Origin of the sequence: Vibrio fortis, from assembly GCF_000695685.1 — a bacterium.
Classification (GTDB): Bacteria; Pseudomonadota; Gammaproteobacteria; order Enterobacterales; family Vibrionaceae; genus Vibrio; species Vibrio fortis_A.
Genome location: NZ_JFFR01000033.1, coordinates 214,626 through 233,621 on the forward strand (window position 1 = coordinate 214,626; position 18,996 = coordinate 233,621).

The window sequence follows — 18,996 nt, forward strand, 5'->3', positions numbered from 1 at the left end:
AAGATCAAGCTCTATCAACCATCGTTGATAGAGCTTTTTCTTTTTATGACTTCAAACATTAACCAATTGAATTATTAAGAGTTCTATCACACTACGCTCGAATAATTGGGTCTACGCTTTTACGCGTACTGATTCAGCTAATTGCATGGAGCGTAAATTATGGCAGGCACAAAGATTTTCGCCTTTTTCTTGGCGATTCTTCCCTCTTTATCTTTTGCCAGTGAGGTAGGCGCAGCTCACTCGCTCAACCTCACGCAATCTTCCATCGGCTATCTGTGTCTTGCCATTTTCGTCATCGCTTATGTATTTGTAATGATGGAAGAATACCTTCAATTGAGAAAGTCCAAACCGGTTCTCCTCGCGGCTGGTCTTATCTGGATTGCGATTGGCTTAACCTATCAAAATTACCAACAAATCGAAGTGGCTCAGCAAGCACTAGAGCACAACCTGTTGGAATATGCCGAATTACTACTGTTCTTATTGGTGGCCATGACTTATATCAGCGCCATGGAAGAGCGTCGCCTGTTTGATGCGCTGCAGGCTTGGATGGTGGGTAAAGGGTTCAACTACCGTTCACTGTTCTGGCTCACGGGCATTCTGTCGTTCTTCATTTCTCCGATTGCCGACAACCTAACCACGGCGTTGCTGATGTGTGCCGTGGTGCTCAAAGTCGCAGGCTCGAATCCGAAGTTTGTTAACCTCGCCTGCGTTAACATCGTCATTGCAGCTAATGCGGGCGGCGCATTTAGCCCATTTGGTGACATTACGACACTCATGGTTTGGCAAGCAGGCTACGTGAGCTTCTCCGAGTTTATGCCGCTGTTCATTCCGTCGGCGGTCAACTATCTCGCGCCAGCGTTGATCATGTCTTATTTTGTTCCAACCACACAGCCAGACACCGTTCACCAGCACGTGGAGCTTAAACGCGGTGCCAAACGAATTGTATTCCTGTTCATCATGACCATTGCAACCGCCGTGGCTTTCCACGCTGTAATTCACTTCCCACCAGTGATCGGCATGATGATGGGATTAGCTTACCTGCAGTTCTTTGGCTTTTTCCTACGCAAAACCCTACCTAAATCGTTAGCCAAGAAGAAAGCAATTGCGATTGCTAACCACGACGAAGCGGCACTCAAGCGTTTAGGTTCAGTGGTCCCCTTTGATGTATTCCGACGTGTTTCGCACGCCGAGTGGGACACCCTGCTGTTCTTCTATGGCGTTGTAATGTGTGTTGGCGGCCTGAGCCTACTCGGGTACTTAGAATTAGCTTCTGGCGTCATGTACAGCCAATGGAACCCAATTTGGGCCAATATTATGGTGGGAGTACTGTCTGCGATTGTCGATAACATTCCGGTGATGTTTGCGGTGCTCTCTATGGAGCCGACCATGTCGATCGGTAACTGGCTTCTCATTACATTAACCGCAGGGGTTGGAGGGAGCTTGCTTTCAATTGGTAGCGCCGCAGGTGTGGCGTTGATGGGCGCAGCACACGGCAAGTACACCTTCTTTGGTCATCTTAAATGGATGCCTGTTATCGCAATTGGTTATGCACTGAGTATTGCCGTGCATCTCGCGATGAACTCGAGCCTATTTTAACGTCCACTTTGGTCAGTTACTGGCAGGGAAAGGGCACAATAAAGCGCTTGAAATAGAAATGATCGCCGAGCGAGTTCAATGGCTACTCGGCGGATTATTGTTTTGATTCAGGCACGCGTGTCCAAACGTTACTCAGCTGCATGCCTGGACAGCCGTTACAAGTCAGTTTTTTGCCATCATTATGAATACGCATCACCAAACCAGGTCCTCTTTTGCTGCTCGCTGAGTTCAGTTCGATGCTTATCAAGTCGTCATCTACGCTGTAGTCGCGTGTAACGCTGGTATCCATGGTTTGGTAGCGCACTTTACCCGATTCAAAGATCAAATAACTCTCATTCTCCGGGTTTTCGTACATACCGCTGAAAAGGACCAATTGAGGGACCTCAAATGGTTTCGTTGTTTCGCTCAAACACCCAGTCAATAAAACGCTGCTACACCCAATCGCCGTAATCATTTGTCGGTTCATAGAGGTTTTCTGCTTTTATATTTCTTCCGTAATTTGTAAATGATAAGCACGGAATTATAGAAACACCAGAAAACAATAAGATCATTTACTCAACTTATTGATAGATTACCTTCTAATTTCAGCAGCGCTGACTTTCTCTCAACACCACCAGCATAGCCTGTTAGTTTGCCATTTTTACCGATCACACGATGACACGGTACTATGATGGAAACTGGATTTTTTCCGTTAGCCAAACCCACTGCTCTAACCGCTTTAGGATTACCAATCTCATCAGCAAGCTGCTGGTAACTCCATGTTTCACCGAAAGGAATACGCATTAATGCTTGCCAAACCGACTGCTGAAATGGCGTCCCCTCCGCCGCGACAGGTATGGAAAAATGGTTCAGTTTTCCAGAAAAATAGTCATCGAGCTCGCGTTTAGTTTCTGTAAACAGCGGGAACGCATCATCTTGTAAGCCAAGCTCTTCTGGCTTAGTGGTATGAGTTTCAAACCAAACACCCAATAACCCATCATCGCAGCCTTGAATCGTCACAATGCCCAGCGGGCTATTGTAGTAAGTAAATCGTTTAATCATTGTTATTTATCCTCGCCTCAGTACTAAACCGCGAAGTTGAGAAATGGCTCCAGCAATGGAATGTCGCATAGCTACCCCATGGTGAGACTTTGTTCGCTGTGATATTGGCGTGTTGGTCGATGAATTTCTTCACGATCAAATCGCCAGTGAGCAGGTGGTCCGGTTCGCTCAACCCTCTCAACAATGCATATTGCACTGTCCACGGTCCAATCCCTTTCAGATCAAGCCATTTGCTTGGGTGTTGATGCTGGTTTTCAATCATGTAAGCCGCAAATCGGTGCAAAGTGTCTTTGCGGCTCTGCGGCATTCTTAGAAAACTGATGTCTGCCTGCGACACTTGTTCAGGGGTTGGAAAGTAGAGAAATCCTTCCTTCGGTGACAGCTGTTTAGCCAATAAATTCAACTGACCGATAGCGGCTTTAACCGATACTTGCTGACCTAAAATCGCACGCACGCCCGCTTCCCAAGGCGACCATACTCCTGGAATGCGAATGCCGGGTTCTTTAATCAGAGTAGAATCTACATTTTCTAGGTGCGCTTCCACTCGATTGATGTCGACATCGAGATCAAACATGCGACGAATCTGGCGGATCAGATTGCGCAGCTGATTCATCTGGCTAAGCTCAAACTCCACCTCCAAAGCACTGCCTGCTTGTTTACTATTTTTATCACAGCGAATACGAAACCAGCCAGTGGCTCCATTGATGGTCACTGTGCGTTGGTAATAATCTTCACCGACTTCTTCAACACCCTCAATCATACGTTTGCGATAAAAGTTCAGCATATGAGACCAATTAATCGAACCCTTAATTGGTAAGCGCACAGTGTTGGTCGTCGCGTTGTCAGATCCGGACTTTCGGATCTGCGATGGCGACAACTTCATTACCTTAACAAAGGCATCATTGAAACGGCGCGTGCTATTAAATCCGCAAGCAAACCCGATATCGGTAATACTCATCTGACTGTTGTGAAGTAGCTGCTTTGCGAACATGAGCTGGTTATAGATCGCGTACTGCTTAGGTGAAACGCCCATGTATTTGCTAAACAAGCTACGTAGATAACGATCGGAGATGCCCAAGCGAGCACACAGCGCCACGCTGTTCCCCTCAGCTAAACCGCCCTCTTCAATCAGCTTTTGCGCTCGCAGAAAAGTGGTCTCAACGCCCTTCCATGCTGGTGAAAAAGGGGCACTATCTGGACGGCAGCGTAAACAAGGGCGATAACCCGCTTGCAACGCCTGTGCTTGGTTCGAGAAATACTCAACGTTTTGCTCTTTCGGTGGTGACGCTGGGCAGATAGGACGACAGAATATACCCGTTGTTTTCACCGCAATAAAAAACAGGCCATCAAAACGAGCGTCTCTAGCAAGGCGCGCTTGTTGACACTGAGCACTACTGAGATCGCTGTATTGATGAATCTTGCCTTCCATATGCCTACCTTCAAACCTATAACGTCAAGTGATGCATTAAAGTGTACCGACAAGCGAAGCGAACGCTAGCCATTTTCGGAAGTGAATCTGCATTAAATTGAATTTTTTAATTTGCTTTTCACATAGTTCAACTACCCTTAAAAAGAAAGAAAGGTTTCTCTCGCAACGTCACAGCTGTCACTTGGCGCTTAAGATGCCGAGGCTGGCTGAATAAAAAGGAATAATTGGCTATGGATCTGCACACCTGTCGCATTGTTCTCAAGAACAAGCAAGTTCTCACCTGTCAGTCTGTCGAACAATCTCTTGGCTTTCTCGAAGATACTTCCCAGAGCGGCATCTCAATGATTGAGATCGACGCCACTGACGGTCACCAAATCCACTCTTACATGTCTCACTCGTTAGAAGAGTCCATTGAGAACTTAATGAATTTATGACATCTCACATGTGTCGCTCGCCTTCGCTGGCTTAAAACTATAATGGCTCCCAATCGGGAGCCATTATTTCTTTGTATTTAGCTTGATACTCGTTTTCACCAATCAACAATGGTTACTCAGGCACAGTGTCTGCCGCTTGCTGCAGGGTATAGGCTGTCGATGGATCAATCTCTTTCACCAACTCTTCCACCTGCATGATCGCATCCACTGAGGTGCTCGATTTGCGGTAGCTCAGGTAAATAGGACGATACCAATCTTCTACACCCTTCACCTTGTGTAGCTGCCCTGATTCAATGAACGGTTCAACCAAAGATACTGGTAGGTAAGCACTGCCACCTTTTTCGAGGATAAAATCTAAAGCAATACGCGCTGTTGACGTACGCAAGTAAGGCGCGGGAACTTTTGGATGACGCTCAGCATGTTCTGAACCAAAGCGAGTGCCCCAATCAACATATACATATTTGTTTTGGAATACGCTCTCAAGGTCATCGGGCTCGGTCGACACCAAGACTAGAACTAAATCCGCGACCTTTTTGCAGTTCAGCTCCTCAGCTTTAATCTGATCAAACGCGAAAGCCATATCCAGCGTGCGCTCTAGCAGATTACGGTTAAGTTGCTCACGGCCCATGACTTCAGCCATAAAGCCGTAACCACCGAAAGAGTCTGTCACTACACTCAAACAGTTCTGTAAGTATGCATCCCAGATATTTGGTGTGCCACCCAAGGTTAATTGCAGTGCTTTCCCACTTTCCAACGAGAGCTCAAACTTAGCCTGTTGAAGGGTTGAGACCATCACTTCTGCATAACCAATTAAACGCTCGCCAGAGGAAGTCAGCTTAATATTGTTGCGATCGCGTATAAAAAGCTGAGTATCAAAATAGCCTTCAAGCTGCTTGATACGGGCACTCACGGCCGCTTGAGTTAAATACAAGTTTTCAGCGGCACGACCAAAATGGCGCACCCTTGCAACCTCTAGAAAGGTTCTAAATACTTTCACATCCATCAAATACATCTCTGTAATAAATCTGCTAACTAGCAGATCTAGGATTGTTTATCGTAAGGGCAAAAACGTTTTGTTTTCCATTTTTGCCTTTTAACAATATTTTCGCGTGAGCAACAAAAACACTAATTTCAATCCAACCACATTACTGAGGCTGTTATGTCTGAGACCGAATTCCGACACGGAAAAAAACGTTTTTATGACACCAATAAATTCCCAAGAGGGTTTGCTAAGTCAGGTGATTTTACTCTTGTCGAAGAAGAAATCCTAACCTTGTTTGGTGATACCATGCTAGCACTTGAATCCGGTGAACTTGCACCGATCAATGCTGAAGAAAAACACTTTGTGAAAGTGTTATCGCACCCTCACAAGGCGAAGTCTAAGTTAGAGCGTGTTTGGTTGAAATACATCCAGCTTGCTCGCGGGCGTCGTCGCTTCCACACTCTTAATGGCTGCAAACGTGGCGAAGTGCCAAGAGAAGAGTACGACAGCGAGTTAGTGTTGGAAGATTAATCTTCTGAGCTCAAGGTGTTTTTACGCCTTGAGCTTACTTCCTAACATACCTTCTACAAGTGTAGCGAATAAGGCTACCTTTACAATATTTTTATAAATTTCATAATGATAGCGTTAGTAAGTTCGCTGTCAGGCTTTTGCACATTTACGCTTTCCCTTCAAGATCCACTGCTCATTAACGCCATTTTCAATCCAAAAAAATTTACCGTTTTCATATCTCCAACCACACACTAATTCACAGCTCACAGCCCCATCAAAAACTCCTTTTATGACAAGCAGATGAAGCTTGTTTAACGAAGATAAATATCCCTATACATATTGGGCAATTTTGAGACTTACTGTCACAGATATCATTAAAAAACTAAAAATTTGACCTAAAACAATGGCAGAAACAGATCACTTATTTTATAATGCGAATTAATGTTTCAGCACACTATAAATTATTTATCTTAGGGGCTACAAAAATGAGACTTATTCCTTTAAACAACGCGGCACAAGTAGGTAAATGGGCAGCTCGTCACATCGTTGACGCAATCAAAGCATTCAACCCAACAGCTGATCGTCCATTCGTTCTTGGTCTACCTACTGGTGGCACACCACTAACGACTTACAAAGAGCTAATCGCGCTATACAACGCGGGTGAAGTTAGCTTTAAAAACGTTGTTACTTTCAACATGGATGAGTACGTAGGTATCGATCCTAACCACCCTGAGTCTTACCGTACTTTCATGTACACAAACTTCTTCAACCACGTTGATATTCAAGAAGAGAACATCAACCTACTAGACGGCCAAGCAGAAGACATCGACGCTCACTGTGCAGCTTACGAAGAAAAAATCCGTTCTTACGGTAAAATCAACCTGTTCATGGGCGGCATCGGCATCGACGGTCACATCGCATTCAACGAACCAGGTTCTTCTCTAGCTTCTCGTACTCGTATCAAGACGCTAACTGAAGAGACTCGCATCGCGAACTCTCGCTTCTTCGACAACGACATCAACCAAGTGCCAAAATACGCACTAACTATCGGTGTTGCGACTCTACTAGACGCTGAAGAAGTAATGATCCTGACTATGGGTCACAACAAAGCACAAGCACTACAAGTTGCTATCGAAGGTTCTGTAAACCACATGTGGACTGTTACAGCGCTACAAATGCACCGTAAAGCTATCATCGTTGCTGATGAGCCAGCTCAACAAGAGCTAAAAGTTAAGACTCTACGCTACTTCCAAGAGCTAGAAGCTGAGAACATCCAAGACCTATAATCTGAGGTCTTATTGAAATAAAAAGCCACTTCGGTGGCTTTTTTTGTGCCTGCTATTTCACTAAGTAACGCCTATCGATAACTCAAAGACTGGGCTTAATGACAATAGCAGGGAACAAATTTGAGAACGTCGAATACGGTAGTCAAAAGGAAAAGAAGTTCTAAAACAGAGAGGTAATGAAGGAAGCGAGCTTTCCCTAACTCAAGTTGGCAACCCATAGGGGAAGGTTGATCTAAGCCGAGCTGACTACACTCAAAGACTAATACTCAAAGAAAGGGAAAGCAGTGCAATTAGGTAGTTGAAACTAAGAAGACCGTTAGTTAAAACACAGAAAATAGATAGCTGAAATGCAGAATGTGACTAAACAATCAATGCGTTATCGCGGCAAAGAGTGTTGATGAGATCCGTAATCGCCAAAACGATAGTCGACTGAACTTTTTGATTATGGCGACCCATGAACATATCGAGCATTGGTCCTGACATCGACTCAACCATTTCAGCATCATATTCAATCGGCATGATCTTTTGAATGGCATGGATTTTATTCAACTCAAACAGAACATTAGGGTCAGTGAAGGAAACCTCATCACCTTGAATTTTCGCCCACTCTTTCAAAGTGACAAAAATCTCGAGATCATCATAGACTTCTTTGCTGATCACGCCCAAACCCAGCAGCAACTTAGCGCGAACCATGATTTCGCCTAGCGGGCCTCCGCTATTAAGAAGAGGCTCGACAACAAACTTCACTGCTGTGTCATCTTTCTGAAAAATGCCTTTTAGAACCGCATCGACCGTATCATCCAGAGCATCGTAAGCCGCCATAAAACAAGCATTGGCAGTTGTCGCCTCTGCTAGTGCTTCTAAGAGTTCTGTTTCATGGCTAGGATGTATCGGCATAACGGCTCTGTAATAAGAAAGTGCCACAGGAGTGGCACTTTGATGATTTATCATTTCAATGCTTGGTAAGCTTGTTCCGCTAGTTTAACAACTTCTGAGTCGATATTCAGCTCAGAATAATGTGCTAATGTCTCAGCAAAACCTTTTTCTGCGAACATTGCTTGAAGTTCAACCGCTTGAGGGTCATCTTCGTTCTTGTAATGGAATGCCGCAGCAATCGCTTTAATCAAATTCTCATTTGGTAAGCCGTATTCTAGCGTACCGTTCAGTGGTTTGACTAGACGATCTTGTGGGCTCAGTTTACGGATTGGTTGACGGCCAACACGGTCCACTTCATCACGAAGGTATGGGTTCGCAAAACGACCTAGAATCTTCTGGATATAAGCTGCATGAGCTTCTGGGTCAAAACCGTAGCGTTTTATTAGAACCGCACCACTTTCTTCCATGGTTGCTGTTACTTGCGCACGGATTTCATCGTTTTCGATAGAGTCTTTGATAGTCTCAAGACCAGCCAATACACCAAGGTAAGCCGTAACAAGGTGACCCGTGTTTAGCGTGAATAGTTTACGCTCAACAAACGCCATTAGATTGTCCGTGCACTCCATACCTGGGATGCTTGGAATATCACCTTTGAATTGAGTCTCGTCTACAATCCACTCGCTGAACGTTTCAACAGTTACCGCTAGAGGATCTGTTTCACCTGCTTCTGCTGGCGGTACGATACGGTCTACCGCTGAATCAACGAAACCGATGTTCTTTTCAGTGAACACCTGCATCTCATCAGACAGGTGCTCAAGAACCGCAGCCTTAAGTTGGCTGGTACCACGAACCATGTTCTCTGCCGCGATGATGTTCATTGGTGCAGTGTTACCTGCTGCTGCGCGCTTCTCAATACCCTGTGCGATCGACTTAGAGATGATCTTTAATACTGTAGGGCCAACGGCAGTTGTGATTAGGTCTGATTCAGCGATGCAGTCAACCACTGCGTCTGTCGCCGAGTTTACTGCTGTCACGTTTTTAACGACTTCAACAACGCACTCTTCGCCAACAATCTTAACTGGGTACTCTTTACGCTCGATTAGCGCATTAACCACAGTCTCATTAACGTCTGCAAACGTGACTTCAAGACCTGCGTCAGCAAGCAATTTACCAATGAAACCACGACCGATATTACCAGCACCGAAATGTAACGCTTTCATAATTTTTAGACCTTTTAACTATGTAATCTATATAGATGACGGTTCAACAACATATTTCTAAACCGTGAGCTATCTAGACTGGGAAAATGAGGCCAGGGGGGACTGGCCTCGGTTCACTCAGGAGCTTGACTTAAAGCTTCTTATTGTCCGTTTAGAATCTTCAGAACATCCTCTGGGTTGGTGGTGTTCTGCAAGCGTTCCACTGCTTCTTCGTCATCAAGTGAATTCGTGATAGCCATCAGTACCATGTTGTGCTCATCACCTTGAGCCGCGATACCGATTACCATCTTCGCGATATCGTCTTCGTCTTCACCCCACTGAATGCCTTCAGGGTACTGACAGAATACGATGCCGGTCTTTTGTACGTGCTGTTTTGCTTCAATCGTGCCGTGCGGTACTGCGATAGACTCACCTAGATAAGTTGAAACCAGTTCCTCACGCGCGAACATGCCATCAACATATTCAGGGGCAACGTTGCCAAGTTTTACTAGTTGTTCACCAGCAAACTTGATTGCTTGGTTTTTGTCTGTCGCTTTAAGACCAAGGAATACTGCATCGCTTGTTAGTGCTAGACCTTCTTCTTTTGACTCTTCCTGCGCTGGCGCTGCTGCAGGTGCTGCTTTTGCGTCACCGCTTTGTGCTTCAACAAGTTCTGCTACCAAGTTGTCGTAAACCGCACCGTCTAAGAAGTTGCTTAGAGACATATGCATTGCACCTGGAATGGTGTTGCGAGCACGGTCCGTTAGATCTTTGTGCGTAATTACAATTTGTGAATCCGCTGGCAGGTTGTTAATTGCATAGTTGGTTACTGTAATGTCTAGGCCCGCTGCATCTACTTTCTTACGAAGTAGACCTGCACCCATTGCACTTGAACCCATACCTGCATCACATGCTACGTATACTGCTTTCACGTCTGCTAGGTTGATGTCTGCACCTGTTGTTGCACCTTTAGAAGACGCTTTCATGTCTTTCATTTGTGCTGATGCTTTCTCTAGTGAATCTTCGTCGTCATCTTGTGCTGATGTTTTTAGAAGAATTGACGCGACTACGAACGATACTGCTGTTGCTGCGATAACCGATAGAATCACACCGATGTAAGAACCTTTTGGTGTCATCAGTAGGATTGCGAAGATAGAACCCGGAGACGCTGGAGAGATTAGGCCTGAGCTGAACATTACGTTAGTGAATACGCCAGCCATACCACCTGCGATTACCGCTAGGATTAGACGTGGGTTCATTAGAACGTATGGGAAGTAAATTTCGTGGATACCACCTAGGAAGTGGATGATAGATGCACCCGCAGCAGACTGCTTCGCGCTACCTTTACCAAATACCATGTAAGCTAGTAGTAGACCTAGACCTGGACCAGGGTTCGCTTCGATTAGGAAGAAGATTGAACGACCAAGCTCTTCAGACTGCTGAATACCTAGAGGAGAGAAGATACCGTGGTTGATTGCGTTGTTTAGGAATAGGATTTTCGCAGGCTCAACGAAGATAGATGCCAAAGGAAGTGCACCAGCTTCAACCATTGCGTTAACACCAGCAGCTAGACCGCCAGAAAGAACTTTTACTGCAGGACCAATTGCTAGGAAAGCGATAATCGCACAGATCATACCGATGATACCGGCAGAGAAGTTGTTCACTAGCATTTCGAAGCCGCTTTTCACTTTACCGTGAACAGCTTCATCGAATTTCTTAATTGCGATACCACCTAGAGGGCCAACAATCATCGCACCCATGAACATTGGAATGTCCGTACCTACGATAACACCCATAGTTGTGATAGCACCTACAACCGCACCACGGTCGCCGCCAACCATTTTACCACCGGTATAACCGATAAGTAGCGGAAGCAAGTAAGTGATCATAGGGCCAACCATAGACGCTAACGTTTCGTTAGGAAGCCAACCAGTTGGAATGAATAGTGCAGTAATGAAACCCCACGCAATGAATGCGCCGATGTTTGGCATTACCATATTGGATAAGAATCGACCAAAGTTTTGAACCTTAATCTTAGCTTCTGGTGATAACATAGGTAGAACCCCGTTGTGTATTGGTTGGTCAAATGACCGAAAGTGTGTGCTCAAAAGTTGAGTAAAATCTAACACAAGATTTTCAAAACGCACGCCGACGCCAATTTGGCGATCCAGATCACACTCAAAATACAACAAGGAGTTACCAGTGATGACTTTGATCACAAAAATAGGCTGAATCTAAATTACACCACCAAATTAATGAGAATAAATATCAATTACACGAGATATAGATCACGCTTTGTCTTCGGGCAATAAAAAATAAATGGCGATCAAGATCACATTTCAATTAAGGAAGCTCAATTAAGCATAGGTTGGAGATTAAAAACACAGCATACCAAGTTTATTTTATATGCATCAAAGTGAGTTAAACTGCCGTTTATGTAATTTAATTACATAATTGACGTATAGGTAGCTTTGAACGCTAATTGAAATTTAGTGCCACAGTTCACCAGAACTCCTACTCTCCTTCTTTACAATTAATGATATAAAGAGGATTGCTAAACACTTCAGATACCGACGGTTCACAAGAGTGCCTTTTATGACATCAGATAAGCTATCAACATCAGCGCTTGCCAAGCTGAAAGACCTAGAACCTAAAACTCTTTTTAGCCAATTAAAGAGTGCTGGTTATATTGTGCGTGGTGGAGATAAATGGGTATTGACCGAACGTGGTGAAGCGTTTGGGGGCGAATATGTCGATCACACAAAGTTTGGGCAATTTATCGTTTGGCCAGAAAACCTATTGATCGATACCGCTTCTACAGCAGGAACCACCCTAACAGCGACGCAGCTGGGCCAGTCCCTCCAGTTAAGTGCCAAAAAGATTAATCTACTCCTCAATGAGTTGGGCTGGATTCGCCGTGAAGACGATGGATGGCACATTACCAATACCGGACTAAAGGTTGGCGGAGAACAGAGAGAGGACAAGGCCACCAATAACGCCTTTGTGGTTTGGCACGATAGTGTGGCGAAGAACAAACGCTTGAAACAGTCTGTGGTTGAGTTTCTCGGTAAAGATGCTGAAAGCCATTCAACCGATGTCTCTTTCTCTAGCTTTAGACAAAAATTTGAAGCCAAGCATCGCACCTTGGATGGGCACTATGTTCGTTCAAAGGGTGAGCTTATCATCGATAACTGGCTTTATATGGCTGGTGTCGTCCATGCTTATGAGCGTCCGCTTCCTATCGCAACCGAAATCGTCAGTGATTTCTATTTACCCTCGGGCAAGGTCTATATCCAGTTTTGGGGAAGTGACAAAGGCGCCATAGACAACAAGCAAAAAGAAACGACACAGAAAGTCTATAAAGAGCACGGCTTCGATCTAATAGAAATCTACCCAGAAGATATTCCTAACCTCGACAGTGTGCTCCCTCCTCTTTTACGACAATTCGGCATTAAGGCGTATTAAGTCGCTTTCGTCCCTATGTAGCACGCATAATACAACATACCTCACATGATTATGGACACTATAGTCCATAGTCATTTGAGATCTTCGCTATTTTTCTCCCTCGAGAGTTCCTTTATCTTACACCCATCGATTTGAGCTACCGCAGATTCTCGATCATTGGGGCATGTTCGATGACCAGTTAGGTTGTCCGTTTATTGTTGACGTTACTGAACATTAAACCCTAAAACATTTATTCATATAGATACTAGGAGCCAACATGACTCATCCAATCATCAAAGATTTAAACACTCGCTACACTGCTAAAAAATACGATGCGGACAAACGCATCTCTGCGGAAGATATGGAAATCATCAAAGAAGCACTGCGTCTATCTGCGTCTTCTATTAACTCTCAGCCTTGGAAATTCATCATCATTGAGAGTGACGAAGCAAAACAACGCTTCCACGATACGTTCGAGAACATGCACCAGTTTAACCAACCGCATGCTAAAGAAGCGTCTCACACAATTCTTTTTGCTCACGACCCTAAATTCACAAAAGAGAAATTTGCTAAGCGTGTAGACGCTGAAGTAAGTTCTGGTCACCTTCCTGCAGACATGTACGACATGTTCATGGGTGCTTACGCATTCGCAGACATTAATACCGACGAAGAAGGCTTCAACGGCAACTGGACTAAAGCTCAGGTTTACATTGCTCTAGGTAACATCCTGCACACACTAGCGCGTCTAGGTATTGCATCAACTCCGATGGAAGGTGTGGATTCAGCACTTATCGGTGAGAAATTCGCTGAAGAGCTAGAAGGTCACGTTGTAGACGTTGCTCTAGCTATCGGTTACCACAAAGATGGCGAAGACTACAACCACGGCCTACCAAAGGCACGCCTAGCACTAGAACAGGTTGTAGAGACGCTATAATCCGTCTTTAAGAGTCGCGATTAAAAATCGCACACAGCACTGCTTTATTTGGCCAGACACACGTCTGGCCTTTTTTGTATTTGGAAGAAAGGAAATAAAGAATAAGGCAAAATACACTAACGCTATATGAAGAAAAATCGCATCCTCACCCCAAGTCTAAAAGACATATAGCATTTAATTAGACTCAAAAACACCCAGAGTCATTTAGACTCGAAATAAAGCCACAAGAATCAATAAATCAATATCTATCAACAACTTAAAAACATGGCACAGCTGATGCTATACAGACCTTAGAAACATTCATATAAGGTAGTATCGTTATGACAATTCACGTTAAATCAAATGTCCACTGGGTTGGTATTCACGACTGGGAAACAGAGCATTTCCACGGCAAAGAGTACCACATGAATAAAGGGACAAGTTACAACTCGTACTTGATTCGTGAAGAGAAGACCGTTCTGGTTGATACCGTAGACCACAGGTTTACAGATCAATTCCTCGCAAACCTAGAGATGGAGATCGACCTTAATGAGATCGACTACATCATCTGTCAGCACGCCGAAGAAGATCACTCTGGGGCACTCGCAGCGCTGTTAGCTAAAATTCCTAACACACCTGTTTATTGTACTGAAGCGGGCGTTAACTCGATCGTAGGCCATCACCACCAGCCTGACTGGAACTTCCGCACCGTGAAAACGGGCGATACCCTAGACATCGGTAACGGTAAACAGCTTATCTTCGTTGAAATGAAAATGCTGCACTGGCCTGACTCTATGGCAACCTACCTTACAGGTGATGAAGTGCTATTCAGTAATGACGCTTTTGGACAGCACTACTGCGACGAGCGCCTATTCAACGACCAACTCGATCAAGTAGAGCTGCACGAACAGTGCTTACGCTACTTCTCCAATATCTTGACGCCGTTCGCCCCTCTGGTAAAAGCCAAAATTGAAGAAGTATTGAGCCTTGGTGTGCCGATCGATGTGATCGCTACTTCACATGGTTGTATTTGGCGCGATAACGCCACGCAGATTGTCGAGCAATACTATGAGTGGTCGAAAGCCTATAAAGAAGATCGCATCACCATTGTTTATGACACCATGTCTAACAACACTCGAATGATGGCCGATGCTATCGCCAAAGGTATTCGTCAAGGCAGCCCTGATACAGCGATCAAAGTGTTCAATATTTCGAAGCATGATAAGAACGATATTCTCGCCAATATCTTCCGCTCTAAGGGCGTGCTCGTTGGTTCTTCGACCATGAATAACGTGATGATGCCGCAGATCGCCGCCTTGCTAGAGGAGATGCACGGCCTGCGCTTTGCAGATAAAAAAGCCGCCGCCTTTGGCTCATCAGGCTGGACTGGTGGTGCGGTTAAGCGCATTGACCATCGCTTGCGTGAGGCAAACTTTGAGGTAAGCCCACCACAACACATCCATTGGAAGCCAGATACCGATGCTCTGCGTCAGTGTATTGATTACGGTGCAACTCTGGCCGAGGTCTGGAACCAAGATGAATCGTACAACCAGCCTAAAGTAGCCGAGCAGCAAGTAACCCGATTAGAAGCATCGGACACGCAAACTGAAGCGCCTACATCTGAGCAAATTGACACTCCTATGTCTGAGCAAACTAAACAAGGTGAGCAAACAGAGCAGCACCTTCCCCATGCCGACGACTGTACTTGCTGGCGCTGCACGGTTTGTGAGTGGGTTTACGATCCTAAACAGGGCGAGCCAAACCAAGATGTCGCTCCTGGCACACCTTGGGAGCAAGTACCCGATAGCTTCCTGTGTCCAGAGTGCCATTTGGGCAAAGAAGTGTTTGTGGAGGTATAACATGGCCCCCATCATGATTATCGGCAGCGGCTTCGCTGCCCTACAAACCATTAAAATGATACGAAATAGTGATACCGAACTGCCAATCACGGTCATCACTGCAGACCAGGGGGTTGAGTACAACAAACCAAGTCTGTCGCACGTGTTCAGTGAAAAGCAGTGTCCAAGTGATTTGGTCACACATACAGCAGAGCAGCTTGAGTACAAGTATCGTGTATCCATGATCACCAATACGCGCGTCACCTCAGTGGATACTGACGAGCATACGCTGATCACTGAACATGGCGAGCGCTATAGCTATTCCAAATTGGTGCTGGCAACCGGAGCGAATACTTTTATGCCACCAGCATTAGCAAAGCATAAAGCCTCGCTGTTAACCATGAACAGTTTGCAAGAGTTCTCGCAAGGCCACGAGAAGCTTCAAACAGCTAATCGCGTTGCGGTCGTCGGTGGCGGACTGATCGGAGTCGAGCTCGCACTCGATCTGCAATCATCAGGGAAACAGGTCACTATTGTGGAGCCTGCTCCATCACTACTGGCGAGTTTGCTGCCTAGGTTCATTGCTAGAGAATTGGAAAACGCTCTAAACGATGCAGGGGTGCGAATTAAAACCAACTTGCAGGCAGCTGAGATAGTGGATAACGAAGCCAATAAAACATTGTGGCTGGAGTCTCCGACATCGGCCGCCAATGAACAGAAACAATCCTTGGAAGTCGATGAGGTGATCGTTGCTGCTGGGCTTAAACCGAATATTGCGTTGGCTCAGCAAGCGGGTATCGTGACTCAACGCGGTATTTTGGTTGATGAACAGATGCTGACCAGCGCGGCAGATGTCTATGCGATTGGTGATTGTGCAGAGTTTGAAGGGCAAATACGCGCTTACTTACAGCCAGCGATTTTGTCGGCTAACGTGCTCGCAAAGCAGCTGCTTGGACAACCGAGCAAACTCGCACTGCCGCACATGATGACCAAGGTAAAAACACCCAAATACCCAGTCCTGTTTTCTGGAAAGTTCGCAACAGACGCGCGTTGGGAGGCCAGAATCAAACCAACAGGCATCATTGCACGAGCGTTTGATGACAAAGATAAAATGGTGGGATTTGTCGTCACTGGTGAGGATTCATCTTCTTCCTTTAACCTGTTTCGCGAGCTACAAACCACCTAGCTCTAGCTAGCAACACAAGCAATAAGAAGATAAAAAAATGGGCTGTTCAAACCCAAGCCGAACAGCCCCACAACTAACTCAAGAAGAGCGATTCCGAGTTACAAATCTAATGAAGTTATAAGGTAACATGGCTGGCGACATCGTGGTGTAAGTGACTGTAAGCCCTACACTTAACAATCCCTTACTTTGTTACTAACTCTAAGTTGTTACTAACTCCAAGTTCAAACCTACAAAAAAAGCTCCACGCATAACGTGGAGCTTTTCTTTTAAAGGCCTGTCTGAAACAGTGACTGCAATTATTACATTAACCGATAAACGAGATGTAGCCTTGTAGGATGATCAGGTTAACGATGTCGATGAAGAATGCACCTACAATCGGCACCACCATGAAGGCTTGTGGCGATGGACCAAATCGGTTTACCAACGAACCCATGTTCATAACCGCGGTTGGTGTTGCACCTAGGCCGAAACCACAGTGGCCACCCGACATCACCGCAGCATCATAGTTTGAACCCATCACTTTGAATGTTACGAAGTACGAGAACAAACCCAGCACGACCGCTTGCACACTCAAGATCACCAAGAACGGGATCGCAAGGTCAAAGATATTCCATAGTTTTAGGCTCATCAATGCCATTGCTAAGAACAGAGAAAGAGACACTGTACCTAGAATATCAACCGTTTCACTGTCTGTTTTATGCAGCTTAGTGACTTCAAACACGTTGGTAATGAACACACCGATAAACAGCGCATACACAAAGTCTGGAATCATCAGCCATTTGATTTCAAAGGTCGATACCCACTGCTCTAAGTACTTAGCACCAGTAATACAGATAAGAAGGATAAACAGAACTTCAATCACCTTCTTAGCTGTTACTTTGTCTTCTTCATACTCGTTGTAAGTCACAAGTTCAGGGAAACGCTCGTGGGTGTGAGTGCCTGTACCGTACTCAGACTCTAAGCTGTTTTTATCGATAAGCTTCTGCGCGACTGGGCTACCAATCAAACCACCGATGATCAAACCAAAGGTCGCCGATGCCATTGCGATTTCAAGCGTATTAGCAATGCCATAAGTATCAGCGAAGGTTTGAGACCATGCCGCCCCCGTACCGTGCCCGCCAGATAGAGTAATCGAACCAGCGATAAGGCCCATGAGTGGATCTAGCCCCAACCCCGTCGCCAAGGTTACGCCAACACCATTCTGAATAATGATGTACACCGACGCGACAGCAAGGAACAAGAACACCTTTGCGCCCCCTTTCATCAACTGGGTATAGTTCGCCGCTAGGCCAACGGTTGCGAAAAACATCAGCATGAATGTGTTTTGCAACGGTAGAGAGAACTCTAGATCAATGCCGTTGAAATGAAGACCTGTGATTGCAAGCGCTACGATTAAGCCGCCGACAATGGGTTCTGGGATATTGTACTTTTTAAGAACCGGGAGCTTTGCGTTTACAAAATGGCCTAGAAACAAAACGCTAATCGCGATTAGGAAAGATTCTAGTGGCCCTATTGAAATTAAATGATTCATATCACCTCTATATTTTTACGTTCCCCATCTTCCCTAATGAGTCTAGTTTTATCTGTAGTTTTTGGTGCTGCTCTACCTGTGTTTATGCAAATGGTGAGATAGTGAGTTTAGAAAACGCTCCACAATAGTGTGAAAGACAACCAAGATGTTAGTGCTAGGTCAATTTAAGCGAGGTCTAGGATGTTTTGTGACCATAATCACCTCGAAAAATTCACTACGACATTTGGAAACTTTTAACGTTAACTATCGTTCTGGAAACCTAAAAAAGCAAAAAGGAGCTATTGATAGCTCCTCTTTCATTACCAGTGGTGGTAATTAGAATTTTTTCGGTGCGTAACCAGTCATAACCTCTAGACGAAGTTCTTTACCGATCTTCGTCATTGGGTGAACAACTACGAGTCCCTTTACAGACTTTTTCAGTTTACCCATGTCCGCTTGCTCAGCTTTAGTAATTTCACGGCTAAAAGGCATATCTAGCAGTGCTTTACGCTCTTTGTTTACATCGTAGCTTTGCTTGTGTTTCAGCTGTGCGATTTTCTTGGTTAGCTTTTTGATTTCGTCTTCAAATTGACGAACAACTGGACGATCATTACGAGCCTTAGCAGCCGCTAACTTGTGGCGACACTTGTCTAGACGGTTGTTAATTTGTTGAAGTTCGTTTTTAGCACTCATAATAATTTCCTAAAATTAAGCAAGCCAATGCGGATTGGGGCGCGGAGTATAGCACAAGG

17 protein-coding genes are annotated in these 18,996 nt (G+C 45.1%); 8 read left to right on the forward strand and 9 right to left on the reverse strand.

Going from position 1 to position 18,996, the window contains the following annotated elements:
- The first annotated feature begins 159 nt into the window (after positions 1-159).
- The gene (nhaD, locus tag VFDL14_RS00900) at positions 160-1,596 is read left to right on the forward strand and encodes a sodium:proton antiporter NhaD (RefSeq protein ID WP_032553609.1); all 1,437 of its coding nucleotides are present in this window, start codon (positions 160-162) and stop codon (positions 1,594-1,596) included.
- Between the two features lie 94 nt (positions 1,597-1,690).
- Here the strand turns inward: nhaD and VFDL14_RS0123560 are convergent, their stop codons facing one another.
- The 3 genes from VFDL14_RS0123560 to VFDL14_RS00890 form a co-directional block, all read right to left on the reverse strand.
- Positions 1,691-2,062, reverse strand: a complete 372-nt coding sequence (locus VFDL14_RS0123560) for a hypothetical protein (protein ID WP_032553610.1) — start codon at positions 2,060-2,062, stop codon at positions 1,691-1,693.
- Positions 2,063-2,151: 89 nt separating this feature from the next.
- Positions 2,152-2,637 carry a methylated-DNA--[protein]-cysteine S-methyltransferase gene (locus VFDL14_RS00895; RefSeq protein ID WP_032553611.1) on the reverse strand — a complete coding sequence of 162 codons (486 nt, stop codon included), beginning with the start codon at positions 2,635-2,637 and terminating at the stop codon, positions 2,152-2,154.
- Positions 2,630-4,066 carry a DNA-3-methyladenine glycosylase 2 family protein gene (locus tag VFDL14_RS00890; protein WP_050487503.1) on the reverse strand — a complete coding sequence of 479 codons (1,437 nt, stop codon included), beginning with the start codon at positions 4,064-4,066 and terminating at the stop codon, positions 2,630-2,632. Before VFDL14_RS00890 ends, VFDL14_RS00895 begins: the two co-directional genes overlap by 8 nt.
- 230 nt (positions 4,067-4,296) lie before the next feature.
- On the opposite strand from VFDL14_RS00890, the gene VFDL14_RS00885 reads away from it, so the two are divergent.
- Positions 4,297-4,500, forward strand: a complete 204-nt coding sequence (locus tag VFDL14_RS00885) for a hypothetical protein (RefSeq protein WP_032553612.1) — start codon at positions 4,297-4,299, stop codon at positions 4,498-4,500.
- 112 nt (positions 4,501-4,612) lie between these two features.
- Here the strand turns inward: VFDL14_RS00885 and VFDL14_RS00880 are convergent, their stop codons facing one another.
- Positions 4,613-5,503 (reverse strand): LysR family transcriptional regulator, encoded by an 891-nt coding sequence (locus tag VFDL14_RS00880; RefSeq protein WP_032553613.1) that lies wholly within the window; start codon positions 5,501-5,503, stop codon positions 4,613-4,615.
- Between the two features lie 156 nt (positions 5,504-5,659).
- Between VFDL14_RS00880 and VFDL14_RS00875 the strand changes: the two genes are divergently transcribed.
- Positions 5,660-6,013: a DUF413 domain-containing protein gene (locus VFDL14_RS00875; RefSeq protein WP_032553614.1), complete on the forward strand. Its 354-nt coding sequence runs from the start codon at positions 5,660-5,662 to the stop codon at positions 6,011-6,013.
- Between the two features lie 464 nt (positions 6,014-6,477).
- Entirely contained in the window at positions 6,478-7,278 is an 801-nt protein-coding gene (gene nagB, locus VFDL14_RS00870; RefSeq protein ID WP_032553615.1) for a glucosamine-6-phosphate deaminase, read from the forward strand.
- Positions 7,279-7,638: 360 nt separating this feature from the next.
- Here nagB and VFDL14_RS00865 read toward each other — a convergent pair whose 3' ends face one another.
- The 3 genes from VFDL14_RS00865 to VFDL14_RS00855 form a co-directional block, all read right to left on the reverse strand.
- Positions 7,639-8,175, reverse strand: coding sequence for an MltR family transcriptional regulator (locus tag VFDL14_RS00865; RefSeq protein ID WP_200870311.1), 537 nt, complete (start codon positions 8,173-8,175; stop codon positions 7,639-7,641).
- A gap of 50 nt (positions 8,176-8,225) precedes the next feature.
- Positions 8,226-9,374 (reverse strand): mannitol-1-phosphate 5-dehydrogenase, encoded by a 1,149-nt coding sequence (locus tag VFDL14_RS00860; protein ID WP_032553618.1) that lies wholly within the window; start codon positions 9,372-9,374, stop codon positions 8,226-8,228.
- Positions 9,375-9,514: 140 nt separating this feature from the next.
- Complete coding sequence (locus tag VFDL14_RS00855) at positions 9,515-11,407, reverse strand: PTS mannitol transporter subunit IICBA (protein WP_032553872.1); 1,893 nt, start codon at positions 11,405-11,407, stop codon at positions 9,515-9,517.
- Between the two features lie 541 nt (positions 11,408-11,948).
- Here VFDL14_RS00855 and VFDL14_RS00850 point away from each other — a divergent pair.
- The 4 genes from VFDL14_RS00850 to norW all read left to right on the forward strand — a co-directional run bounded on the left by VFDL14_RS00850 (position 11,949) and on the right by norW (position 16,734).
- Positions 11,949-12,818 (forward strand): glycerol kinase, encoded by an 870-nt coding sequence (locus VFDL14_RS00850; protein ID WP_032553619.1) that lies wholly within the window; start codon positions 11,949-11,951, stop codon positions 12,816-12,818.
- 256 nt (positions 12,819-13,074) lie between these two features.
- Positions 13,075-13,731, forward strand: coding sequence for an NAD(P)H-dependent oxidoreductase (locus VFDL14_RS00845; protein ID WP_032553621.1), 657 nt, complete (start codon positions 13,075-13,077; stop codon positions 13,729-13,731).
- Between the two features lie 320 nt (positions 13,732-14,051).
- Positions 14,052-15,569 (forward strand): anaerobic nitric oxide reductase flavorubredoxin, encoded by a 1,518-nt coding sequence (gene norV / locus VFDL14_RS00840; RefSeq protein WP_032553623.1) that lies wholly within the window; start codon positions 14,052-14,054, stop codon positions 15,567-15,569.
- A 1-nt stretch (position 15,570) separates the two neighbouring features.
- Positions 15,571-16,734, forward strand: a complete 1,164-nt coding sequence (norW, locus tag VFDL14_RS00835) for an NADH:flavorubredoxin reductase NorW (protein WP_032553625.1) — start codon at positions 15,571-15,573, stop codon at positions 16,732-16,734.
- Between the two features lie 304 nt (positions 16,735-17,038).
- Here norW and gltS read toward each other — a convergent pair whose 3' ends face one another.
- Both gltS and VFDL14_RS00825 read right to left on the reverse strand, forming a co-directional pair.
- Positions 17,039-18,265: a sodium/glutamate symporter gene (gene gltS, locus VFDL14_RS00830; RefSeq protein ID WP_032553627.1), complete on the reverse strand. Its 1,227-nt coding sequence runs from the start codon at positions 18,263-18,265 to the stop codon at positions 17,039-17,041.
- Between the two features lie 315 nt (positions 18,266-18,580).
- Positions 18,581-18,937, reverse strand: a complete 357-nt coding sequence (locus VFDL14_RS00825; RefSeq protein WP_032553629.1) for a YibL family ribosome-associated protein — start codon at positions 18,935-18,937, stop codon at positions 18,581-18,583.
- Positions 18,938-18,996: the final 59 nt, after the last annotated feature.

What these genes read in the sequence shown, in the direction of transcription:
- nhaD (WP_032553609.1), top strand. Translation starts at nt 160, where the DNA reads ATGGCAGGCACAAAGATTTTCGCCTTTTTCTTGGCGATTCTTCCCTCT.
- VFDL14_RS0123560 (WP_032553610.1), bottom strand. Translation starts at nt 2,062, where the DNA reads ATGAACCGACAAATGATTACGGCGATTGGGTGTAGCAGCGTTTTATTG.
- VFDL14_RS00895 (WP_032553611.1), bottom strand. Translation starts at nt 2,637, where the DNA reads ATGATTAAACGATTTACTTACTACAATAGCCCGCTGGGCATTGTGACG.
- VFDL14_RS00890 (WP_050487503.1), bottom strand. Translation starts at nt 4,066, where the DNA reads ATGGAAGGCAAGATTCATCAATACAGCGATCTCAGTAGTGCTCAGTGT.
- VFDL14_RS00885 (WP_032553612.1), top strand. Translation starts at nt 4,297, where the DNA reads ATGGATCTGCACACCTGTCGCATTGTTCTCAAGAACAAGCAAGTTCTC.
- VFDL14_RS00880 (WP_032553613.1), bottom strand. Translation starts at nt 5,503, where the DNA reads ATGGATGTGAAAGTATTTAGAACCTTTCTAGAGGTTGCAAGGGTGCGC.
- VFDL14_RS00875 (WP_032553614.1), top strand. Translation starts at nt 5,660, where the DNA reads ATGTCTGAGACCGAATTCCGACACGGAAAAAAACGTTTTTATGACACC.
- nagB (WP_032553615.1), top strand. Translation starts at nt 6,478, where the DNA reads ATGAGACTTATTCCTTTAAACAACGCGGCACAAGTAGGTAAATGGGCA.
- VFDL14_RS00865 (WP_200870311.1), bottom strand. Translation starts at nt 8,175, where the DNA reads ATGCCGATACATCCTAGCCATGAAACAGAACTCTTAGAAGCACTAGCA.
- VFDL14_RS00860 (WP_032553618.1), bottom strand. Translation starts at nt 9,374, where the DNA reads ATGAAAGCGTTACATTTCGGTGCTGGTAATATCGGTCGTGGTTTCATT.
- VFDL14_RS00855 (WP_032553872.1), bottom strand. Translation starts at nt 11,407, where the DNA reads ATGTTATCACCAGAAGCTAAGATTAAGGTTCAAAACTTTGGTCGATTC.
- VFDL14_RS00850 (WP_032553619.1), top strand. Translation starts at nt 11,949, where the DNA reads ATGACATCAGATAAGCTATCAACATCAGCGCTTGCCAAGCTGAAAGAC.
- VFDL14_RS00845 (WP_032553621.1), top strand. Translation starts at nt 13,075, where the DNA reads ATGACTCATCCAATCATCAAAGATTTAAACACTCGCTACACTGCTAAA.
- norV (WP_032553623.1), top strand. Translation starts at nt 14,052, where the DNA reads ATGACAATTCACGTTAAATCAAATGTCCACTGGGTTGGTATTCACGAC.
- norW (WP_032553625.1), top strand. Translation starts at nt 15,571, where the DNA reads ATGGCCCCCATCATGATTATCGGCAGCGGCTTCGCTGCCCTACAAACC.
- gltS (WP_032553627.1), bottom strand. Translation starts at nt 18,265, where the DNA reads ATGAATCATTTAATTTCAATAGGGCCACTAGAATCTTTCCTAATCGCG.
- VFDL14_RS00825 (WP_032553629.1), bottom strand. Translation starts at nt 18,937, where the DNA reads ATGAGTGCTAAAAACGAACTTCAACAAATTAACAACCGTCTAGACAAG.